General features: G+C 79.4%; 9 protein-coding genes. 6 read left to right on the forward strand and 3 right to left on the reverse strand.

What is annotated here, in order from left to right; genetic code table 11:
* Positions 1 to 100: 100 nt before the first annotated feature.
* Complete coding sequence (locus tag ADEH_RS19575) at positions 101 to 1819, reverse strand: lytic transglycosylase domain-containing protein (RefSeq protein ID WP_011422837.1); 1719 nt, start codon at positions 1817 to 1819, stop codon at positions 101 to 103.
* A 414-nt stretch (positions 1820 to 2233) separates the two neighbouring features.
* Between ADEH_RS19575 and dusB the strand changes: the two genes are divergently transcribed.
* The 3 genes from dusB to ADEH_RS19590 are packed head-to-tail and all read left to right on the forward strand — an operon-like array spanning position 2234 to position 4588.
* Complete coding sequence (dusB, locus tag ADEH_RS19580; RefSeq protein WP_011422838.1) at positions 2234 to 3292, forward strand: tRNA dihydrouridine synthase DusB; 1059 nt, start codon at positions 2234 to 2236, stop codon at positions 3290 to 3292.
* Between the two features lie 43 nt (positions 3293 to 3335).
* Entirely contained in the window at positions 3336 to 3722 is a 387-nt protein-coding gene (locus ADEH_RS19585) for a helix-turn-helix domain-containing protein (protein WP_041453717.1), read from the forward strand.
* On the forward strand, positions 3719 to 4588 hold the full coding sequence (locus ADEH_RS19590) for a ZIP family metal transporter (protein WP_011422840.1): 870 nt from the start codon (positions 3719 to 3721) through the stop codon (positions 4586 to 4588). Before ADEH_RS19585 ends, ADEH_RS19590 begins: the two co-directional genes overlap by 4 nt.
* Before the next feature lie 13 nt (positions 4589 to 4601).
* Here the strand turns inward: ADEH_RS19590 and ADEH_RS19595 are convergent, their stop codons facing one another.
* Both ADEH_RS19595 and ADEH_RS19600 read right to left on the reverse strand, forming a co-directional pair.
* A complete protein-coding gene (locus tag ADEH_RS19595) occupies positions 4602 to 5963 on the reverse strand; it encodes a glutamate--cysteine ligase (RefSeq protein ID WP_011422841.1) in 1362 nt (453 codons plus the stop codon).
* Between the two features lie 34 nt (positions 5964 to 5997).
* Positions 5998 to 6618 (reverse strand): helix-turn-helix transcriptional regulator, encoded by a 621-nt coding sequence (locus ADEH_RS19600; RefSeq protein ID WP_041453718.1) that lies wholly within the window; start codon positions 6616 to 6618, stop codon positions 5998 to 6000.
* 81 nt (positions 6619 to 6699) lie between these two features.
* Here ADEH_RS19600 and ADEH_RS19605 point away from each other — a divergent pair, with 81 nt between their 5' ends.
* The 3 genes from ADEH_RS19605 (at position 6700) to ADEH_RS19615 (ending at position 20618) form a co-directional block, all read left to right on the forward strand.
* Positions 6700 to 7236, forward strand: a complete 537-nt coding sequence (locus ADEH_RS19605; protein ID WP_011422843.1) for a hypothetical protein — start codon at positions 6700 to 6702, stop codon at positions 7234 to 7236.
* A gap of 167 nt (positions 7237 to 7403) precedes the next feature.
* Positions 7404 to 10622, forward strand: a complete 3219-nt coding sequence (locus ADEH_RS19610) for an MXAN_5808 family serine peptidase (RefSeq protein WP_011422844.1) — start codon at positions 7404 to 7406, stop codon at positions 10620 to 10622.
* A 189-nt stretch (positions 10623 to 10811) separates the two neighbouring features.
* A complete protein-coding gene (locus ADEH_RS19615) occupies positions 10812 to 20618 on the forward strand; it encodes a hypothetical protein (RefSeq protein WP_011422845.1) in 9807 nt (3268 codons plus the stop codon).
* Positions 20619 to 20621 lie beyond the last annotated feature (3 nt).

Here is a 20621-nt window from a genome sequence, read left to right on the forward strand (position 1 = left end):
GACTCCGGCGAGCCTCCGGCTCGATCGCTCATCCCGAGCGTAGCGCGGCTTCGGGCCGCGCGGAGTCGAGGGACGAACCACGAGCAGCGGTGGCGCCGCCCTACCCGCGCCCGGGCCGCACCACGATCATCGCGCCCACCATCAGCTTGTGGCTGCGCGGGTTCTTGATCCCGTTCCAGCGGCACAGGTCCTGGAGCTCGACGCCGAACCGCTGCGCGATTGACCAGAGCGTGTCGCCGGCGCGGACGCGGAGCGTCTGGTGCGCGGGCCTCGCGGCCGGCGCGGCCGCGGAGGCGGTCCGCACCGGGGCGGGCGCGGCGCGCTCGGCGGCGGCCGTGCGGCGCGACTCGGGCTCCGGCGCGCGCGCGGCCACGGCCACCCCGGCGGCCGGCCGCGGGATGATCAGCTCCGTGCCGACGCGCAGCTTCCGCGCGTTCTTCAGCCCGTTCATCTCCAGGATGCCCTGGGCCGGCACGCCGTAGCGCTGCGCGATGCGGCCGATGCTGTCGCCGCGGCGGACCACGTGCCCGGCGAAGGTGAGGCGGGTCCTGGCGCGGAGCGCCGGCCAGGCCTCGGCGAACGCCTGGGCGCGCTCGGCCGGGATCTTGATCTTGTACGGGCGGGGCGGCGTGCAGGCGCGGCGCAGCTCGGGGTTGAGGTCGATGATGTCCTTCTCGGAGACGCCGGCCGCGCGCGCGATGACGGTGAGCAGCGTGGCGTCGGGGACGTCCACCTCCTCGTACTCCGTCCACGCCTGCCGATCGATCTCGTCCTGCCGGAACCCGAACGCCTCGTGGTGCTTGGTGATGATGGCGGCGGCCATCAGCTTCGGCACGTAGCCCTTGGTCTCGGCCCGGAGCACCTTCTTGCCGGGGACGTCCGCCATCTCCCAGAAGTCGTCGTAGCCCATCCGCTGCGCGGCCAGCACGCGGCCGGCGCCGGCGTTGTAGCCGGCCCACGCCAGCCGCCAGTCGCCGGTCTGCTCGCGCAGCCGCTTCAGGAACCGGGCGGCGGCGCGCGCGGAGCGCTCCGGATCGCGCCGCTCGTCCACCCAGAAGTCCTGCTTCAGGCCGTAGCTCTTGCCGGTCGCGGCGATGAACTGCCAGGGGCCCGACGCCTTCGCGCGGCTGTAGGCGAAGTTGCCGAAGCCGCTCTCGATCATCGCGAGGAAGACCGTGTCCTGCGGCAGCCCCTCCTCCTTCAGGATCTGCCGGTACCGCTCCATGTAGCGGTGCGAGCGCCCGAGCCACTTCACGAAGTGGGCGCGGACGCTGGGCGACTGGAAGAAGCGGACGTACGCGACCACCGCCTCGTTCACGTCGATGGGGATGTCGTACTCGGCCTGGAGCGTGGCGAGGTCGTGGTCGATCTCGGGCAGCAGCGGGATCCGCCCGGCGCCCTCGCCCCGCGGCGTGGCGTCGCGGCCCAGCGCGCCCTCCACCCGGTCGCGGATGGGGGACTCGAGCCCGAGCCCGTCGGCGCCGACCGCGCGGCGGCCGTCGCCGCGATCCTGCACCCGCGACGCCTCCTCGGCCTGGCGCAGGTCCTCGAGCTCGGCGGACTCCTGCTCGATCTCCTCCGCGATGGCCGGCTCGTCGGGCGCGTCCGCGTTCGCGATCACGTCGTCCACCGACGGCTCCTGGCGACGCTGCGCCGGCTTCGGCGGCGCGACGATCTGCGCCTCCGGGACGTCGGCGGCGGGCAGGGCCTGGGCGGCGGCCTCGACGGTGGCGGCCCGCGTGACGGGGCCCTGGGCGCGGCCCGGCCCGGGGAGGGCGAGCGCGCAAACGGCTAGGAAGGTCGTGCGGATCTGCCTCATCGCTCCTCGACTGCTGCTGCGGGGGGCCGCTCCGTCGGCCGGCCGTTCGGATGCCACATCGTACCGGGGCCCCGGGGCCGCGCCAAATCGGGCGCCCGGGGGATCTGCTGCCTGCTCGCACTGCGGCCGACCGTCCTCCACGCTTCGGGGGACCACCGCCTCGCCTGGCCGCCGGTCGCCCGTATACCCGACCACCCCGATCGCCGGAAGCCTGTGCACCGCCCTCGCGGCGGCGTCAGGCCCCTTCGGCGGCCGACCGCGCGGGTGCGCGCAGCGGGCCGCGCCGCTAAAGCACCCCGCCACGGTCGCTCCGGCACGGCCCCTGGAACCGGCGGCGGCCCCGGGCATTCCGGCGTTCCCCACCGAAATCGGTCCGTGCTACACCCCCCACCCCGCTCGACGCACGCGCAGCCCATGCAGATCGGCCCCTACCAGTTCCCCGGTCGCTACTTCCTCGCCCCGCTGGCCGGCGTGTCGGATCGCCCGTTCCGCGCCATCTGCCGGCGCATGGGCGCGAGCTTCGCGTACACCGAGATGGTCTCGGCGCACGGGCTGATGCACGGCGCGCTGCAGACGTCGAGCTACCTCGACCGCGAGCCGGACGAGGACCCGTTCGCGGTGCAGATCTTCGCCTCGGAGCCGGACGTCCTCGCGCGCGGCGCGGTGGTCGCGGTCCAGGCCGGCGCCGGCATGATCGACGTCAACATGGCCTGCCCGGTGAAGAAGGTCTGCGGCAGCGGCGCCGGCGCGGCCATGGGGCGCGACCCGCGCAAGGTCGAGGAGGCGGTCCGCGCCATCCGCGCCGCCGTCCCGGTGCCGGTCACGGTGAAGATCCGCGCCGGCTGGGACGAGGGCGAGGTGAACTGCGTGGACGTCGCGCGCGCGGCCGAGGCCGGCGGCGCGGCCGCGGTGGCGCTGCACGGGCGCACCCGCAGCCAGCTCTACTCCGGCAAGGCGCGCTGGGAGCTGGTGCGCGCGGTGAAGCAGGCGGTGGCGATCCCGGTGCTCGGCTCGGGCGACGTGTGGACCGCCGGCGACGCGGTGCGCATGCGCGAGGAGACCGGTTGCGACGCGGTGCTGGTGGCGCGCGGCGCCTGCGGGAACCCGTGGATCTTCCGCGAGCTGAAGGCCATCGAGGCCGGCCGCCCGCCGCCGCCGCCGCCCGGCCGCGACGAGTGGGTGGGCACCGTGCTCGAGCACGTGCGCCTGCAGGTGGAGCACCGGGCCCGCATGGCGCCGGGCGAGCCCGCCGAGGCCTCCGAGCGCCACGCGATCCGCGAGCTGCGCAAGCACCTGCTCTGGTACACGCGGGGCCGGCGCGGCGGCGTGCACTTCCGCCGCGACGCCGCCGCGCTGGTGACCGCGGCCGACGTGGCGACGCTGCTCGAGCGCCACTTCCCGCCGGGTCCGGCGGGCGGCGCCAGCTTCGAGCTCGACCCGGGCTACCGCGCCTCGGACGAGGACGGCGAGTGAGCGCGCCGCGACCGCACGGCGGCCGGCGGCGGGGATCGGCCCGGTGAAGGCGCTGCTCCTCGAGGGCGCGCCCGACGCGCTCCGGCGCGCCTGCGAGGCGGCGCGGCTGGAGGTGGTCGAGGTGCGCTCGGTCCCCGACGGCCGCGCCCGGCTCGCGCGCGAGGCGTTCGCGCTGGTGGACGGCCGCATCACGCGCCCGTGCGCGCTCGACGAGGAGCTGCGCCAGCGGGTGGACGCCTTCTTCGACCGGCTCCACGGCCAGCCCGCGACCGGTCTCTACGACGCGGTGATGCGCGAGGTGGAGCGCCCGCTCATCTCCGGCGCGCTGGCCCGGGCCCGGGGCGTGCGCTCCGCCGCCGCGGAGGCGCTCGGCATCGACCGCGGTACGCTGGCCCGCCGCATGCGCGCGCTCGGCCTGGACGAACCATGACCCAGACGCAGTCCCTCGCCCTGTACACCGTCGCCATCCTGGTGGGCGCGCTCACCGGCGGCTCGCTGCCGCTGCTCGGGCGCGTCGGCCGCTCCGACATCGGCCTCTCCTTCTCGGCCGGCGTGATGCTGGGCGCCGCGTTCTTCCACATGCTGCCCGAGGCGGTGGAGGAGAGCGGCGCCGGGATCCTGCCGTTCGTGCTGGTCGGGTTCCTGCTCCTGTTCCTGCTCGAGCGCTTCGTGCTCGTGCACGTCTGCGCCGAGCCGGGGCCGAACGCGCGGCTGTCGCAGGCGGCCCCGCTTCCGGCCGGGATCGAGGCCGGGCACGGGCACGATCACCACCACCACGGCCACGCGCACGTCGCGACCGGCGGCGCGCTCGCGCTCGAGGACGACGGCACCGGGTGCGCCGTCCACACCACCCTCGGGCTCGCCGCCTTCCTGGGCATGAGCGCGCACACGCTGGTGGACGGGTTCGCGCTCGGCGCCGCGAGCGGCCAGGCCGAGCTCGGGCTGCTCGTGTTCCTCGCCATCCTCGCGCACAAGATCCCGAACTCGTTCTCCCTGTCCGCCATCCTGCGCGCCGAGGGCTACTCGCGCGGCCGGGCGCTCGCGATGAACGCCGTGTTCGCGCTGATGGTGCCGGTGGGCGCCGGGATCTACCTCGTGCTGCGCGAGCTGGTGCGGGTCGAGACGTTCACCGCCGCCGCGCTCGCCGCGAGCGCGGGCACCTTCCTGCACCTGTCGCTCTCGGACATCCTCCCCGACCTGCACCGCCGGGGCGGCTCGAAGTGGGTCCTCTCCGGCGCGCTGCTGGCCGGGCTCGCCGTGATGTGGGGCCTGCGCGCGCTGAACCACGCGCATTGACCGCGCGGCGGCGCTAGGCGATCCGCAGGTGCTCCGCCAGCGCGCGGTCGCCGCGGCGATACGCGTCGAGCGCGTCGTCGGCGGGGGAGCGGCCGGAGGCGGCGCGCTCGCGGAGCGGCGCGAGCCACACGCGCTCGTCCTCGCCGCGCTGGCCGCAGCAGTGCTGGCGGCAGAGGCCGTTCCCGGCCGCGTCGAGCAGCGTACCGGCCACGTCCGCGAGCGTGCGGCCGTCGGGCAGCGTCGCCTCGAGCCCCTCGCGGCCGGCGCCGATCATGAGCGCCCGCCGCTCCGCCACCGACAGGCCGCGCACCTGGTCCCAGGCCCAGGCCCGCGCCTCGCGGTCGTAGAGCAGCCCCTTCCAGAACGCGACCAGCGCCTTCGTCATGGCGGCGTCGCACGCGTCGGCGGCGCGCACCTCCACCACGCCCTTCACCCGGACCTCGGGGAACAGCGTGGTGAGGTGGTCCTCCCAGTCCATGAGCGTGGGGCGCTCGCCGCGGATGCCGTCCGAGAGGAACTGCCGGAACGTCCGCCCGCCGGGATCCACGTAGCCGCCGCTCCGGCGGAAGAAGATCATGGGCACGTCGAGCGCCCACTCCGCGTAGCGGCGGTAGGGGTCGTCGTCGAACCCGGGCTCGAACGCGAAGCCGAGCAGGCCGGCGCGGGCGGGCTCGGTCTCCTCCCACACCGCCACGCGGTAGGACTTCCAGCCGGCGGGCCGGCCGTTCACGATGGGTGAGTTCGCGAACAGCGCCGCCACCGCCGGCTGCACCGCGAGCGCGACGCGGAGCTTCTCGGCCATGTCGCGCGGCCCGGAGAAGTCGAACGAGGCCTGGGCCGAGGCGGTCATGGACATCATGTCCGGCCCGAGGCGGCCGCGGGCGGCGAGGTACGGGCGCATCACCGCGTAGCGGTTCTTCGGCATCCAGGGCGACGTCGCGGGCGTGCCCCAGGGCCGGTAGCCGGCCGCGAGGAACTCGAGCCCGAGGTCGGCCGAGATCTCGCGGCACTTCTGGAGGTGGCGGTCCAGCTCGGCCGCGACCACGTGCACGTCGGCGAACGGCCGGCCGGACAGCTCGATCTGGCCGCCCGGCTCGATGGAGACGGTGAGCCCCTGGCACTGCGAGGCGATGATCCGCCCGTCCTCCTCGAACGGCTCGTAGCCGTAGCGCGAGAAGGCGCGCAGCACCGCCGCCACGCCGCGCGGCCCGTCGTACGGGATGGGCTCGAGCGTGCCCGCGACGAGGGCGAACTTCTCGTGCTCGAGGCCGACCTTCCAGTCCGCGCGCGGCCGCTCGCGCGCCGCGAACCAGCCGGCGAGATCGTCGATCCCGCGCACCGGCGGGCTGTCCTGCACACGAGCGTCGAGCGACATGCGGGCGGAATGTACCCGCGCCCCGCCGGTGGCGCTACCTCGTCTCGCCGCTGACGGGGCGTGCGTTCGCGCGCGCGGGCGCGGCCGGCTGGAGCAGGTCCTCGAGGAAGAACGCGGAGAGCTCCGCCCGCCCGGCGAGGCCCGCCTTGCGGTAGACGGCGAGCGCCTGCTGGCGCACGGTGCGCTCGCTCGTCCGCCGCAGCTCGGCGACGTCCTTGTGCGCGAGCCCCTTCAGCAGGAGCAGCGCCACCTCGCGCTCCGCCGACGAGAGGCCCCAGCGATCGAACTGGTGGTCGATGGCGGCGGCCAGGCCGCGCAGGTGCTCCTGCGACTCGGCGCGGAAGCGCGCCAGGTCGGCCTCGGCGCGCACCAGGTCGCGCTGCAGCGCCCGGGTGCGGCGCCGGGCCAGGGCGAGCTGCGCCCACAGCGACACCGCCCCGGCGAGCGCCACCGCCATGATCGCGACCTCGAGCGCGATGTGCCCGGGGGAGCCGCCCGCCCGTGCGTCGGAGGCGACGTCGAGCCCCACCAGCACGGTCACGAGGCCCAGGATGGCCGAGGGCACGGCCAGCACCCACGGCCTGGGCGCGTCGGCGTCCGCCGCATGTGCGCCGCGCAGCCCCGCGGATGCGCTGTGGTTTTGCACGTGTGTCATCCGTCGGATGGCGGCCGGCCGGGGGGCCGGACAGGTTGGGCGCTTCGGCCCGAACCCGCCGACCCGAGGAGCCCGCACGCCATGCCGACCCTACCCCTGCACCCCGCCATCGTCCACGTCCCCCTCGGTCTCGCCATGGTGGTGCCGCTCGTCGCCGCCGGGCTCGCGCTCGCGCTCTGGCGCGGCGCCCTCCCCCGGCGCGCCTTCGCGGTGGTGGTGGCGCTCCAGGCGATCCTGGTCGGGGGTGGCGCGGTGGCGATGCAGCTCGGCGAGCGCGACGAGAAGCAGGCCGAGACGGTCGTCTCGGAGAAGCTCATCGAGGCGCACGAGGAGCGCGCGGAGGCGTTCGTGTGGACGGCCGGCGCGGTGCTCGCCGTGAGCGCCGCGGTGCTGGCGGTGCCGGCCGCCGCCGCGACCGCGGTGGCCGCGCTGACGGTGGCGGGGACGCTCGCCGTGGCCGCGCTGGCGGTGTCGGCCGGGCAGGCGGGGGGTGAGCTCGTGTACCGCCACGGGGCGGCGAGCGCCTACCTCCCTCGCGGCGCACCCGCGGAGGCGATCCCCGCCGTGGACGCCGCGCGCGTTCACCGTGAGGCCGCACACGAGGACGAGGACCGCTGACGAGACCGCGAGGGGCGCCCCGGGCATGATTCCGGGCCCCGCCGGTTGGATCCCGGTGGGACCCGGGCCGGCCCGATCTGCTTGCGCGGGATCCTGCTGCAACCTATCCTCCCACGATACGTAGGTTTTCCCGCTTGCCTGCCCTACCCTCCCTGCCCAGGCGCCCCATGATCCGCCCCTTCCGGCTGTTCGCCACCCTGGCGGCCTCGCTCGCGCTCGCGCTCGGCGTCACGGCCCGCTTCGTCCGCGCCGAGCCCGAGGCGCCTCCGCCGGCGGTCGCGTTCAAGGGCGCCGCGCCGGTGCCGGCGCGCGCCGGCGGCAACGGCGACTACCAGCTCGAGCGGCTGCCCATCCTGTCGAGGGTGATCCTCCAGGTGAAGGACAACTACGTCGATCCGGGCCGCGTGGATCCGAAGGGCATGGTGGTCGCGGCGCTCGAGGCGGTCGAGAAGACCGTCGCCGAGGTGATGGTGCAGGGCGACGAGAAGTCGCCGAAGCTGACGCTCACGGTGGGCAGCGCCTCCCGCGAGCTCGACATCTCCGGCGTGAAGAGCATCTGGGAGATCCGCACCGTCCTCGGCGAGGCGATGGGCTTCATCCAGCAGCACCTCGTCGCCCACAAGGACCTGCGCGAGATCGAGTACGCCGCGGTGAACGGCCTGCTCCAGACGCTCGACCCGCACACCGTCCTGTTCGACCCGAAGTCGTTCAAGGAGATGAAGCTCCAGACCCGCGGCGAGTTCGGCGGGCTCGGCTTCGTGGTGGCGATGCGCGACAGCAACCTGACCGTGGTCCGGGTGCTCCGCAACACGCCGGCGCAGCGCGCCGGGGTGAAGCCGAAGGACGTCATCGCGCGCATCGAGGAGCAGTCCACCGTCAACATGGACCTGCAGGACGCGGTGGACCGCCTGCGCGGCCGGCCGCAGAGCAAGGTGGCGATCACGCTCCAGCGGCCGAACCAGGAGCCGCGGCGCCTGGTGCTCACCCGCGAGGTGATCAGCATCGAGACGGTGCCGCAGGCGCAGCTCCTCGACGGCAACGTGGGCTACATCAAGCTCACCCAGTTCTCCACCAACAGCACCCGCGACCTGGTGCAGGCGCTCCAGCAGCAGCGCGCCCAGGCCGGCGGCAAGCTGCAGGGCCTCGTGCTCGACCTGCGCGGCAACCCCGGCGGCCTGCTCGACCAGGCCATCTCGGTGTCCGACCTGTTCCTCTCCGACGGCGTCATCGTGAAGACCGTGGGCGAGGGCGACAAGCAGCAGATCCACGAGGTGAAGGAGGCGAGCGCCGAGCCGTCCGACCTCACCGGCCTGCCCATCGTCGTCATCGTCAACAACAGCACCGCCTCCGCCAGCGAGATCGTCGCCGGCGCGCTCAAGAACAACGGGCGCGCGCTGGTGATCGGCCGCCAGAGCTTCGGCAAGGGCTCGGTGCAGGTGCTCTACGACTTCAGCGACCCGAGCCGCCCCGCCGACGAGGCCGCGCTCAAGCTCACCATCGCGCAGTACCTCACCCCGGGTGACGTCTCCATCCAGGAGGTGGGCATCACGCCGGACGTGCTGCTGCTGCCGGGCCGCGCGCTGAAGGAGCAGGTCAACTACTTCGCCCCGCCGCGCTCGATGGGCGAGGCCGACCTCGACCGCCACCTCACCAACCCGGCCGACCGCACCGTCCCCGAGGCGGCCCGCGCCGAGGCGCGCAAGAAGCGCCAGGACAAGCCGCCGCTCGAGCTGCGCTACCTGCTCGACGAGAAGGAGGACCTGGTCGCGAAGCAGCTCAAGAAGGACGCGGCGGCCGAGGCCTCCCCGCACGGCGACGTGACCGAGCTGACGCCGGAGCAGCAGGAGGACGAGGACGCCGACGCCGATCCGGATCGCTTCGTCGAGGACTACCAGATCCGCTTCGCGAAGGACCTGCTGCGCCGCGCGCCCTACCCGGATCGCGCGCGCCAGCTCGAGGCCGCCAAGGCGCTCGTGTCCGAGCGGCACCAGCAGGAGGAGGCGCGCCTGCAGAAGCGCCTCGCCGAGCTGGGCGTGGACTGGGCCGACGGCCAGGCCGGCGGCCGCGGCCACCCGCGCGCGGTGGTGACCGTGTCGCCGCCGCCGGGCAAGGAGCTGCGCGCCGGCGAGACGATGCCGTGGACGGTCACGGTCGAGAACCGCGGCGACGCGCCGTTCCGGCGCCTCCGCGCCTGGACCACCGCGGAGAAGAACGGGCTGCTCGACCGCCGCGAGTTCGTGTTCGGCGCGGTGCGCCCGGGCGAGAAGCGCACCTGGACGGCGCCGGTGAAGCTGCCGAAGGGCATGGACACCCGCCGCGACGAGGTGACGCTCCACTTCGAGGACGAGGGCGGCAAGGCGCCGCCGGACGTCACCACCGCGGTGGCGGTCACCGAGGTGCAGAAGCCGGTGTTCGCGTTCAGCGCCCAGGTGGACGACGCGAAGGGCGGCAACGGCGACGGGCTCCCGCAGCGCGGCGAGACGTTCAACCTGCGGGTGGACGTGCGCAACGCCGGCCCGGGCGTCTCCGGCGACAAGACCTACGTGCTGCTGAAGAACCTCGGCGACGAGAAGCTCTTCATCAAGAAGGGGCGCGAGGTGATCGGCGCGCTCAGGCCGGGCGAGGTGAAGACCGCCACCATGGAGGTCGAGCTCCGCCGCGGCTCGAAGAGCGACACCTCGCCGGTCCGCGTCACCATCGTGGACGAGAAGATGGACGAGTACGTCTCCGAGAAGCTCGACCTGCCGGTGGCGACGGACGAGCCGGCCCGCACCGCCGCGCACGGCGCGGTGCGCGTCGAGGTCGCGGACGCCCAGCTCCGCACCGGCGCGAGCGCCACGGCCCCGGTCATCGCGGCCGCGCGCAAGGGCGCGGTGCTGCCGGTGGACGCCCGCTTCGGCGAGTTCTACCGGGTCGAGTGGCAGAAGGGCCGCTACGCGTTCGCCGCCGAGGGCGAGGTGAAGCCGGTGAAGGCGGCCGGGCGGAGCGGCACCGTGGCCGAGGTGTGGCAGCGCGAGCCGCCGCGCATCGCGCTCTCGCCCGACCCGCTGAAGGGCGCGCCGGTGGTGGACGGCACCACCTTCAAGCTGCAGGGCTCGGCCAGCGTGCCGCCCTCGGCGGATCCGACCGCCCGCCTGCGCGACGTGTTCGTGTTCGTGAACGACCAGAAGGTCTTCTTCAAGGTCCAGCCCGACGCGGCCACCTCCTCGAAGATGGACTTCAGCGCCGACCTGCCGCTCAAGCCCGGCAACAACGTCGTCACCGTGTTCGCCCGCGAGGACGACGAGTTCCAGAGCCGCCGGAGCGTGGTGGTGTTCCGCCGCACGCCGCCGGAGGTCGCCGCCGAGGCCGGGCGCGGGCAGGCGCAGCGGACCAACGCGCAGTAGGCGCGCGGGTGGTCGCTCGGGGCCCCGGACCGCTCCCACGCGGCCGGGGCCTCCGTGTTTCCGGGGCCGGCGCGGCGCAGCCGAGCGCGACGGGCCTCCGCGCGCCCCCAGTACTACCGGGTCCCACCCCTGGCGCCGCGCATCCCGCTATTCGCCCCGGCGGGCCCCCTCCGGTAGAATTCCGCCCCCATGGCGGAGGTGAGACAGCAGCCCGCCCCCGCCCACTCCTCGGAGCCCGGGGCGGGGTCCGGCTTCGAGCTGCGGCTCGAGCGCGGCGGCGCCTCGGTGCGGCTCGCGGATCGCGAGCTGGCGCCGGGGCTCACGCTCGAGTGCCTCACGCTCCGCGTCCCGGACGTCCACTTCCCCTTCGACGCGGGCGCCGGCGCGGCGCAGTTCCGGAGCCGGCTCACCGACCTCGTCGAGCTGCGCGTGGCGCTCACGCCCGCGCCGGTCGAGGCCGCCCTGGCCCGCGCCGGCCTGGGCGCGCTCGGGCTGGAGGGCGTCCGCATCGCGTTCCGCGAGGGCTTCGCCGAGCTGGCCGGGCGGATCTCCGCCGGGCCCGCGTTCACGCTGCAGGCCGGCCTGCTGCCGCGGGGCGAGCGGGGCCTGGGGCTCGTGTTCCACTCGCCGCGGATCTACGGGCCGGCGCCGCTCCCCGCCGCCGCGCTCCCGCACCTCGCCGCGCGGGCGCTCGAGGCGGCCGGCGCCGCGGCCCTCCCGTCCGACCCGCTCGCGCCGCTCCTGCGCGCCGCGCTCGCGCCGCGGGGGTGGAAGCTGCCGCGCCCGCACGGCGCGCGCCTTTCGCGGGCCGCCTTCGCGGCCGGGGTCGCGCACATCGCCTGGGAGGCGGCGGCCGGACCGGCCGAGACCGGCAGCGCGCCGGACCTGCTCGCGGCGGACGAGGGCGCGCGCGCGTTCGCGCCGGCCTGCGAGGCGCTGGCGCGCGGCGAGCCCGAGCACGCCCGCGAGGCGCTGCTCGCGCAGGGGTCCGCCGCCGCGTCCCACCCGTTCGCCGCCGAGCTGCTGCTCTCGCTCTTCCTGCTCGAGGATCGCTTCCACGACGAGGCGCTCGACCTCGCCGCGGCCTGGCTGCAGCGGCGCCCGGACTTCGCGCCCGCGCTCCTCGCCGAGGCGCTGGTGCGGCAGGCGCGCGGCGAGCCGGCCCGGGCCGCGCACGCGTTCTCGGCGCTCGCCGCGGCGGCCGGGGCGCGCGGCGAGGCGTTCGCGGCGCTCGCCGGCGCCGAGGCGGTGTTCGGCCTGGCGGGCGCGGACCCGGCCGACGCGCTGCGCGCCGCCGAGGTGGCGCTGGAGGTCCGGCGCGATCACGTCCCGGCGCTCCGCGCGCTGCGCGGGCTGTCGGCGGCCTCCGGCGACCGCGAGGCCCTCGTCCGCGCCGACCGGCGGCTGGTGGCCTACGACCCGGATCCGCAGGAGAAGGCCCGGGCCCACGCCGAGCTGGGCGAGCTGCTGCTCCACAGCGATCCGGCCGCGGCCCGGCTCCACCTCGACCAGGCGCTCCGCCTCGCCCCCGAGGACCCGGCCCCGCTCGCCGCGCTGGCGCGCGCCTGCGCCGCGGCGGGCGAGCCGCTCCGCGCGGTGCGCGCGCTCGACCGGCTGAAGGACGTCCACCTCGCCCGCGGCGATCGCGCCGCCGCGGCCGCCGCGGCGCTGGAGGCGGGCGCCGCGTGGGAGGGCCCGCTCGCGCACGCCGAGAACGCGCTGCTGCGCTACCGGGCCGCCGCCGAGCTGGCCCCCGGCCCGGAGGTCCACGCGCGCGCGGCCCGCGCCGCCGAGGCGCTCGGGCACTGGGACGAGGCCGCCGACTTCCACGCGCTGGCGCTCGCCGGCCTCGACGCGGCCACGCCCGGCGGCGCCGCGCTGGCGGTGCGCACGCGGCTCGCGCTCGCCGGGGTCGCCGAGCGGCGGCTGGGCGATCCGGCCGCCGCGGCGGCCCACCTCGAGGCGGCGGCGGCGCTCGCGCCCGAGGACGCGGCGGTGCTGGAACGGCTGGTGGAGCGGCTCCGCGGGCTGGGGCGGCCGGCGGCCCTCGCCGGCGCGCTCGACCGCCGCGCCGGGCTGGAGCCGGACGCCGGCGCGCGGGCGGCGCTGCTGGCCGAGGCCGGCGCCGCGCTGCGCGCGGCCGGCCAGGACGGCGAGGCCGCCCGCCGCTTCGCGGCGGCGCTGGCGCTCGACGCCGGGTGCGCGCCGGCCCTCTCCGGCCAGGCCGAGCTCGCCGCCGCGCGCGGCGACGCCGCCTCGGAGCGCGAGGCGCTGGAGCGGCTGCGCGCGCTGACCGGGGACGCGGCGGCCGCCGCCGCGCTCGACGACCGCATCGCGGCGGCCGCGGAGCGCGCCGGCGACCTCGCCGCGGCGCTCGCCGCCGCGGCGGCCGCCCGCGCGGCCCGCCCCGACCCGGCCCGCCTCGCGGCCGAGCTGCGGCTGGCGCGCCGGGTGGCGGACGCGACCACGGTGGCGGAGCTGCTGGCCGAGTCCGCCCGCCTCGCCGCCGCGGCCGGCGACGCGCCCACCGCGGCCGCGGCCTGGCTGGAGCGGGGGCGGCTGCTCGTGCCGGTGGATCCGCCCGCCGCCCTGGCGGCGCTCGCCGAGGCGCGGGCGGCGGCGCCGGGCGACCCGGCGGTGCTGCGCGCCCAGGCGGACGCGGCCGCGCACGCCGGGGACGCCCGGCTCGCGCTCGGGGCGCTCCGCGCGCTGCTCGCGGGCGGCGCCGCCGACGCCGCCGAGCTGGAGCTGCGCGCGGCGCGGGCGGCGCTGGACGCGGGCGAGCCGTCCGCGGCGCGCGAGCACGCCGAGCGGGCGCACGCGCTCGAGGCGCGCGGCGCGGGCGCGCTGCTCGCCGAGGTGCTCGCGGCCACCGGCGACGACGCGGCGCGGGCGGCGCTGCTGGAGCGGCTCGGCCGCTGGCTGGAGGCGGCCGAGCTGCACGCGCGCGCGGGCGACCTGCCGCGCGCGCTCGCCGCGTGCGAGCGCGCCGCCGACGATCCCGCCACCGCCCAGGCCGCCCTGGCCCGCCTCGCCGAGCTCCGGGCGGCGGGCGGCGACGCGCGCGGCGCCTCGCGGGCGCTGCTGCTGCTCGCCCGGCTCACCGGCGGGCGCGAGGGCGCCACCCTGGCGCTGCGCGCCCACGGGCTCGACCCGGCCGGCGAGGCGCTCGACCTGGCCGCGCAGCTCGACCCCGCGTTCGCGCCCGCCCGGGCCCGGCGCGCCGCCGGGCGCGTGGCGGAGGATCCGCGCGGCGCGCTCGGGGACGCCGAGGCGGCGCTGGCCGGCGAGGCGCTCCCGGCCGCGGACCGCGCCGGCCTGCTCGCGCTCGCGGCCGCGGCGGCCGCCGCCTGCGGCGACGCCGACGCGGCCCGCCGCCACCTGACCGCCTACTGCGAGGCAGTCCCCGGCGACGACACGGCGCTGGCGCGCCTCGCGGGCTTGCACCGCCGCGCCGGCGATGCGGCCGGGCTGGAGGCGGCGCTCCGCCGGCGGCTCCCGCTGGCGCGCGGCGCCGACGCGGCCGCGGTGCGGGCCGAGCTGGGCGCGCTCCTCGCCGGCCGCGGCGAGGCCGCCGAGGCCGCGCGGCTCGCGGGCGAGGCGATCGAGTTCGACCCGGGCTGCCTCGCGGCGCTGCGGGTGCTGTGCGCGGCCCCCTGCGCCGGCGCGCTCGCCCCGGCGCGGGCGCTCGATCTCCTCGGCCGGCTCGCCGCCCACCCGCTCGCGGACGCCGCCGAGGCCGCGACCGCCCAGGCCGGGCGCGCCCGGCTGCTGGCCGCCGCCGGCGACCTCGCGGGCGCGCTGGACGCCGCCCGCGCCGCGGCCGGGGCCGGGGACGACGACGCGGCGCTGGAGCTCCGCGCCGAGCTGGCGGCCCGCGCCGGCGCGCCCGCCGAGGCGGCCCGCGCGCTGCTCGCCCGGGCGCGCCGCGCGCGCGACCGCGGCGAGGCCGACGCCGGCGACCGGCTCGCCGAGGCCGGGCTGGCGCTGCTCGCCGCCGGCGGCGCCGACGACGCCCCCGGCGCCGAGGCCGCGCTGCGCGAGGCGCTCGCGCTCGCCCCGGGCCGCGAGAGCGCCCGCGCCGCCCTCGCCGCCCTCGCCGAGCGCGCCCGGGGGCGCGGGGACGCCGCCGCCGAGCGGGACGCGCTCGCCGCGCTGGTGCCGCTGCTCCCCACCGGCGCCCGGCCGGCCGCCCACCTGCGCCGCGCCGCGCTCGCGGCCGCGCTCGGCGACCGGGCCGGCGCGCTCGCCGCCGCCGAGGAGGCGCGCGCGCTCGCGCCGCGGGACCCCGCCGCGGTCGAGGCGGCGCGCGCGGCCGCCGAGGCCGCGGGCGACCTCGGCGCCGTGGCCGACCGGCTGGAGGAGCTGGCCGCGCTCGAGCCGGCGTCGGCCGGCCGCCGGCGCCTCGAGCGCGCCGGCCTGCTCACGCGCCTCGGGCGCGCCGCCGAGGCCGACGCCGCCTACGCCGCGGCGATCGCGGCGCTCCCGCCGGATCGCGGGCTCGCCGAGGAGCACGCCGCGTTCCGGCGCGCGCGCCTGCCCGCCCGCTCCGCCGCCGAGCCGCTCGAGGCCTACGCGCGCCGCGCGCCGGCGCCCCGCGAGGCGGCCCGGGCGCTCCGCGCCGCCGCGGCGCTGGCGCTCGCGCAGGGCGACCTCGGCGGCGCGATCCGCGCGGCGCGCCGCGCCTACGCCCGCACCCAGGACGACCTCGCGTTCGCGGCGCCGCTGCTCGCGCGCGTGCTCTACCTGGGCGGCGCGTCCGGCGAGGCGCTGGTGGTGCACCGGCGCCTGCTCGAGGCCGGGCTGGGCGCGCTCCCGCCCGAGGACGCGCTCGCGCTGGCGCGCCAGCTCGCCGAGCTGGCCGAGGACCGGGGCGAGCGCGCGCTCGCGCTCGCCGCGCTGACGGAGGTGCTGGCCCGCCGTCCCCAGGATCTCGACGCGGCGGTGCGCCGGCTGGCGCTCGACGAGGACCCGGAGCGCGGCGCCCGCGCCGTGCTCGCGGCGGCGGAGGCGGCCCGGTCCGGCGCGGCGCGCGCCGACGCGCTCGGGCGCGCCGCCACCGCGCTGCTCGCGGCCGGCCGGCCCGAGCTCGCCCGCGACCTCTACCGCCGCGCCCGCGCCGAGGCCGCCGCCGACCCGGTCCGCAGCGCCGCGCTGGCCGGGGCCCGCGCCGAGGCGCTGGCGCGGGCCGGCGCGCCCGAGCCCGAGCGGCTCGACGCGCTGGGCGAGGCGGCCGACCTCGCGCTCGACGCGGGCGAGCCGGAGGCCGCGCGCCGGCTGCTCGCGGACGCGGTGGTGCTGGCCCGCGCGCTCGACCGCCCGGCGGAGGCCGCCCGGCTCTCGCTCCAGCTCGACGCGCTCGCGGCCGCGGCCGGCGACTTCGCCGCGGCGGCCGCGCACGCCCGCGCCGCCGGCGCGCTGCTGCTCGACGCCGGCGATCCGGCCGGCGCCGCCGAGGCGCTGGACCGCGCGGTCGCCGCCGCCCCCGGCGACGCGGAGGGGGTGGAGCTGCTGGAGCGCGCCGCGCGCGCGCTCGGCGACGCGGGCGGCCCGCACCTCGCCCGCGCGCTCGCCGCCCGGGCCGCCGCGGCCGCGCCCGGCCCCGCCCGCGCCGCGGCGCTGGTGGCGCTCGCGGACGTGCACGCCGCCGCCGGGGCCACCGGGGACGCCGAGGCCGCGCTCCGCGAGGCGCTCGCCCACGACCGCGCGAGCGCCGCGGCCCGCGAGCGGCTCACGGCGATCCTGACCGCGACCGGCCGCGACCCGGAGGTCGCGCGGATGCTGCTCGACCGCGCCGCCCGCGAGGCCGATCCGGCCCTGCGCGCCCGAATGCGGCGCGACGCGGTCATGCGGCTCGCCGCCTCGCCGGATCCCGCCGACCGCGCCCGCGCCGCCGAGGCCTGCGCCGCGCTCGCCACCGAGGGCCCCGCCGACCCGGTGGCGCTCCGCGCGGCCGCGGCGCTGCTCCGCGACCTGGGCCGCCGCGAGGAGGCCATCCCGCTGCTCGCCGCGCTGGTGCGCGCCGACCCGGACGACGAGGACGCCGCCCGCGAGCTGGCGGACGCGTACGCCGACCGCCACCTGGAGCGGGCCGAGCTGTTCCTCGGGCGCGCCGCGCACGCCCGCGGTCCGGCGCGCGCCGCCCGCCTGCGCGAGGCCGCGCGGGCGCTGCACGCCGCCGGCGAGGACGAGCGGGCGCGGGCCGCGCTGCGCGACGCGTTCGACGCCTGGCCGGCGGACGACGGCGCGTTCGTGGCGGCGCTCCGCGAGGCGGCCGCCGAGCCGGAGCGGCTCGACGGCGTGCTCTCCGCCCGCGCCGCGGCGGTGCCGGCCGAGGCGGCGAGCTGCCACCGCGCGCGCGCCGACGCGCTGCTCGCGTTCGGCGAGGGCGAGCGCGCCGCGGCCGCCTACGAGGCGGCGCTCGCGGCCGCGCCCGGCGACGTGGAGACGCTCGCGGCGCTGGCCGCCTGCCTCGCCGCGACCCGCGGGCCCCCCGCCGCCGCCGAGCTGGACCGGCGGCTGGTGGCGGGCGCCGAGGAGGCGCGCGGCGCCGTGCCCGCCTCCGCCGAGGCGGCGGCGCGCTACCGCCTCGGCCTCGCCGCGTGGGCCGAGGGGCGCGCCTCCGACGGCATCGCGCACCTGGAGCGGGCGCTCGCGCTCGCGCCCGGGGACGAGCGCGCCGGCATCGCCTGGGCGGCGCTGGCGCACGGGCACGCCGCGCTGGGCGACGCGGACCTGGCGCTCGCGGCGGCCCGGAGCCGGGCCGAGCGCGCGCTCGCGCTGGGCCTGGCCGAGGAGCGCAGGGTGGCGCTGGAGGCGGCGGCGGAGCTGGCGGAGACGCTCGGCGACGCCGGGCGCGACGCGGCCGACCTGCTGGAGGCCCTGCTCCAGCTCCGCGCCCGCGAGGGCGAAGGGCCCGGGGCGCTCGCGGCGCTGGCCGGCCGCGCCGCGGCGGCGCTGGACGCGGCCGGCGCGCCGGCGCGGGCCCGCGAGGCGCGCGCGCTGGGCGGCCTCGAGCCGGCCGCGCCGGACGCCGCCCCGCCGCCCGCGGCGCCGCCCGCCGGCGCGCGCGAGGCGGCCCGCGCGGCCGCGGAGCGCGCGCTCTCCTCCGACGATCCCGCCGAGCGCGCCGAGGCGTTCACCGTCGCGGCCGAGGCGCTGGCCCGCGCCGGCGCGCCCGACGAGGAGGTGCGCGGCGCGCTCGAGCTCGCCGCCGGCGCCGACCCGGACGCGCCCGGCCCGTGGCGCGCGCGGGCGCGCCTGGAGGCCGCCTGGGGCGAGCCGCTCGCCGCGGCCCGCGCCCTCCTGTCGGCCTCGATCCGCAGCGACGGCGACGAGGCGGCGCGCAGCGCGCTCGAGGCCGCCCGCCTGTTCGAGGACGCCGGCGCGCACGGCGACGCCGCGCGGGCGTACCGGGCCGCGGTGCTGGCCCGGCCCGGCTGCGTGCCCGCCCGCACCGTGCTCGCCGAGGAGGCGCTCGCCGCCGGCGACCCGGGCGCCGCGGTCGAGCACCTCCGCGCCATCCCCGAGGCCGGGCTCGCCCCCGACGCGCGCACCGCGCACCGCCGGCGGCTCGCGCGCGCCCTGGACGCCGCCGGCCGCGCGGACGAGGCCGAGGCGCTCTACGCCGAGCTGCTCGCCGCCGACCCCGGCGACCCCGAGGCGTTCGAGCGCGCCGCCGCGCTGGCGCTCGCGCGCGGCGCCCTCGACGCGTGGCTCGACCTGGCCCAGCTCCACGAGCAGGCGCTCGCGGCCTGGGGCCAGACGGCGCGGCGCCGCGACCTGCGCCAGGCGCGCGGCGACCTGTTCGCCTCGGCCGGGCACCTCGACGCGGCCCGCGGCGCGTTCCTGTCGGTGCTGGAGCTCGACCCGGTGTACCCGCCCGCGCTGGACGCGCTCGCCGCGCTGGACGGGCGGCGCGACGGGTGGGCGGAGGCCGCCGCGGGCCTGGCGGCCGAGGCGGGCGCGGCCGCGGATCCGGCCGAGGCCGCCGCGCTGCACCTGCGGCGCGCCCGCATCCTGCTCGACCGGCTCGGCGACGAGGACGCCGCGGCCGCGGCGCTCCACGACGCGCTCGCGTCGGCGCGCGAGAGCGGCACCGCCGCCGCGCTGCGCGGCGCCGAGGAGGCGGAGGCGCTGCTCGCCGGGATGGGCCGCCCGGCCGCGGCCGCCGCGGCGGAGCCGGGCGAGGTCCACCGGCGCGCGCCCGCCGCCGATCCGGTGGCCGAGGTGCTGCGCGCGCAGGCGGCCGTGGCCGAGGGCGTGGCCCGGGCCGAGCTGCTGGAGCGGCTCGCCGGCCACCTCGAGCGCGCCGGGGACGCGGCCGGCGCCGCCGACGCGCTGCTCGAGGCGCTGGAGGCCGACCCCGAGCGCGACCTCACCTGGTCGTGGCTCCTGTCGGTGGCGGCCGGCGACCCGGCGCGGCTCGCCCGCGCCGAGGCCATCCGCGCCCGCAGCGCCGCCCCCGCCCCCGAGCTGCCGCCGCCCGCCGGGTGGTCGGACGAGGAGATCGCGCTCGCGGCCGAGGCGCCCGGCGCGCTGCCCGCCACGCCGGCGGTGGGCGCCGAGCTCGGGCCGGATCACCCCCTGCCGGTCGCGGAGCTGGCCGCCCGCGGGCGCGCCTGCCTGCAGGCCGCGGAGTGGGAGCCGGCGCGCGCCTGGCTCGCGGAGGCGCTGGCCCGCGACCCGTCGGACCTGACGCTCGCCCGCGACCTCTCGCGCGCCGCCGAGAAGCTGGGCCGCTTCGACGACTACGTGCGCCTGGGCGAGGCCTGCGCCGACGCCATCGCCGCCTACGACCCGCTCGCCGCCGCCGCGCGGCTGCGCCACTTCGCCGAGCTGCTCCGCACCCGGCTCGCCGACCCGGAGCGCGCCGCGGTGATGCTGGAGAAGGCGCTCTCGCTCGTGCCGGACGACCTCGAGGCGCAGCGCGAGCTGCTCGTGGCCCGGGCGGCGCGCCCGGAGACGCAGGCCCGCGCCGCCGAGGGCTGGCTGGAGCTGGCGCGGCGCGATCCCTCCGACGCGACCGCGCTCGCGGAGGCGAGCGCGCTGTGCGCGGACCTCGCGGCCGCCGAGCGGACCGGCGCGGATGCGTCCGCCCGCCTCGCCGAGCGCGCGCGCCTGGCCGCCTCGCTCGCCGCCTTCGCCGATCCGTCGCGCAGCGCGCCCGGCGGGGCGCCGGTGGCCGCGCACCTGCCGGCCGCGCTCCGCGAGCGGGTGGCGGCGCCGGGCGCGAACGGCCCCTGCGCGCGCCTGCTCTCGCTGCTCGCGCCCTGGCTCGAGCCGCTGTTCCCGGCCGACCTCGCCGCCCGCGGCGCCGGCCCGGCCGACCGGCTCGCGCCCGCCGCCGCCCCGGCGCTGCACGCCGCGCTGGAGCGGGCCGCCCGCGCGCTGGAGGCCCGCCCGCACGCGGCGCTCCTGGGCGCCCGCCCCGGGCGCGAGGTGGTGATCGAGAACACCCGCCCGCCCTCGGTGGTGCTGCCGGCCGGGCTCGCGGACCTGCCGGAGGGCGCGCTCGCGTTCCTGGCCGCCCGCACGCTCGACCTCGTCGAGCACGGCTGGGCGCTGCTCGGGAAGTTCGCGCCGCGCGACGCCGCCATCCTGCTCGAGCTGGCCTGCCGCTTCGGCGGCGGCGCGCCGCCCGCCATGGGCCTACCGGCCGCGCACGCCGGCGCGTTCCTCGCCGCGCTGGAGCGGACCGTGCCGGGCGAGGTGAGCGCCACCGCGGCCGCGCTGGCGGGCCCGGCCGCGGCGGAGCTGCGTACCCTCGACCCGCGCGCGCTCGCGGCGGCGGTGCGCCGGACCGCGAACCGGGTGGGCCTGCTGCACGCCGGCGACCCGGGCCACGCCCTGCGCACGCTGGCGCTCCTCGACCGGCGCCTCGACGGCGGGCCGCTCGATCCGGCCGAGGCGCTCGCGCTCCCCGACCTCCGCGACCTCGCGCTCCTGGCCCTGTCGGATCCGTTCGTCGAGCTCCGGCTCGCGGTGCTAGGCTAGCCG

The organism is Anaeromyxobacter dehalogenans 2CP-C (assembly GCF_000013385.1).
GTDB classification, from domain to species: domain Bacteria; phylum Myxococcota; class Myxococcia; order Myxococcales; family Anaeromyxobacteraceae; genus Anaeromyxobacter; species Anaeromyxobacter dehalogenans_B.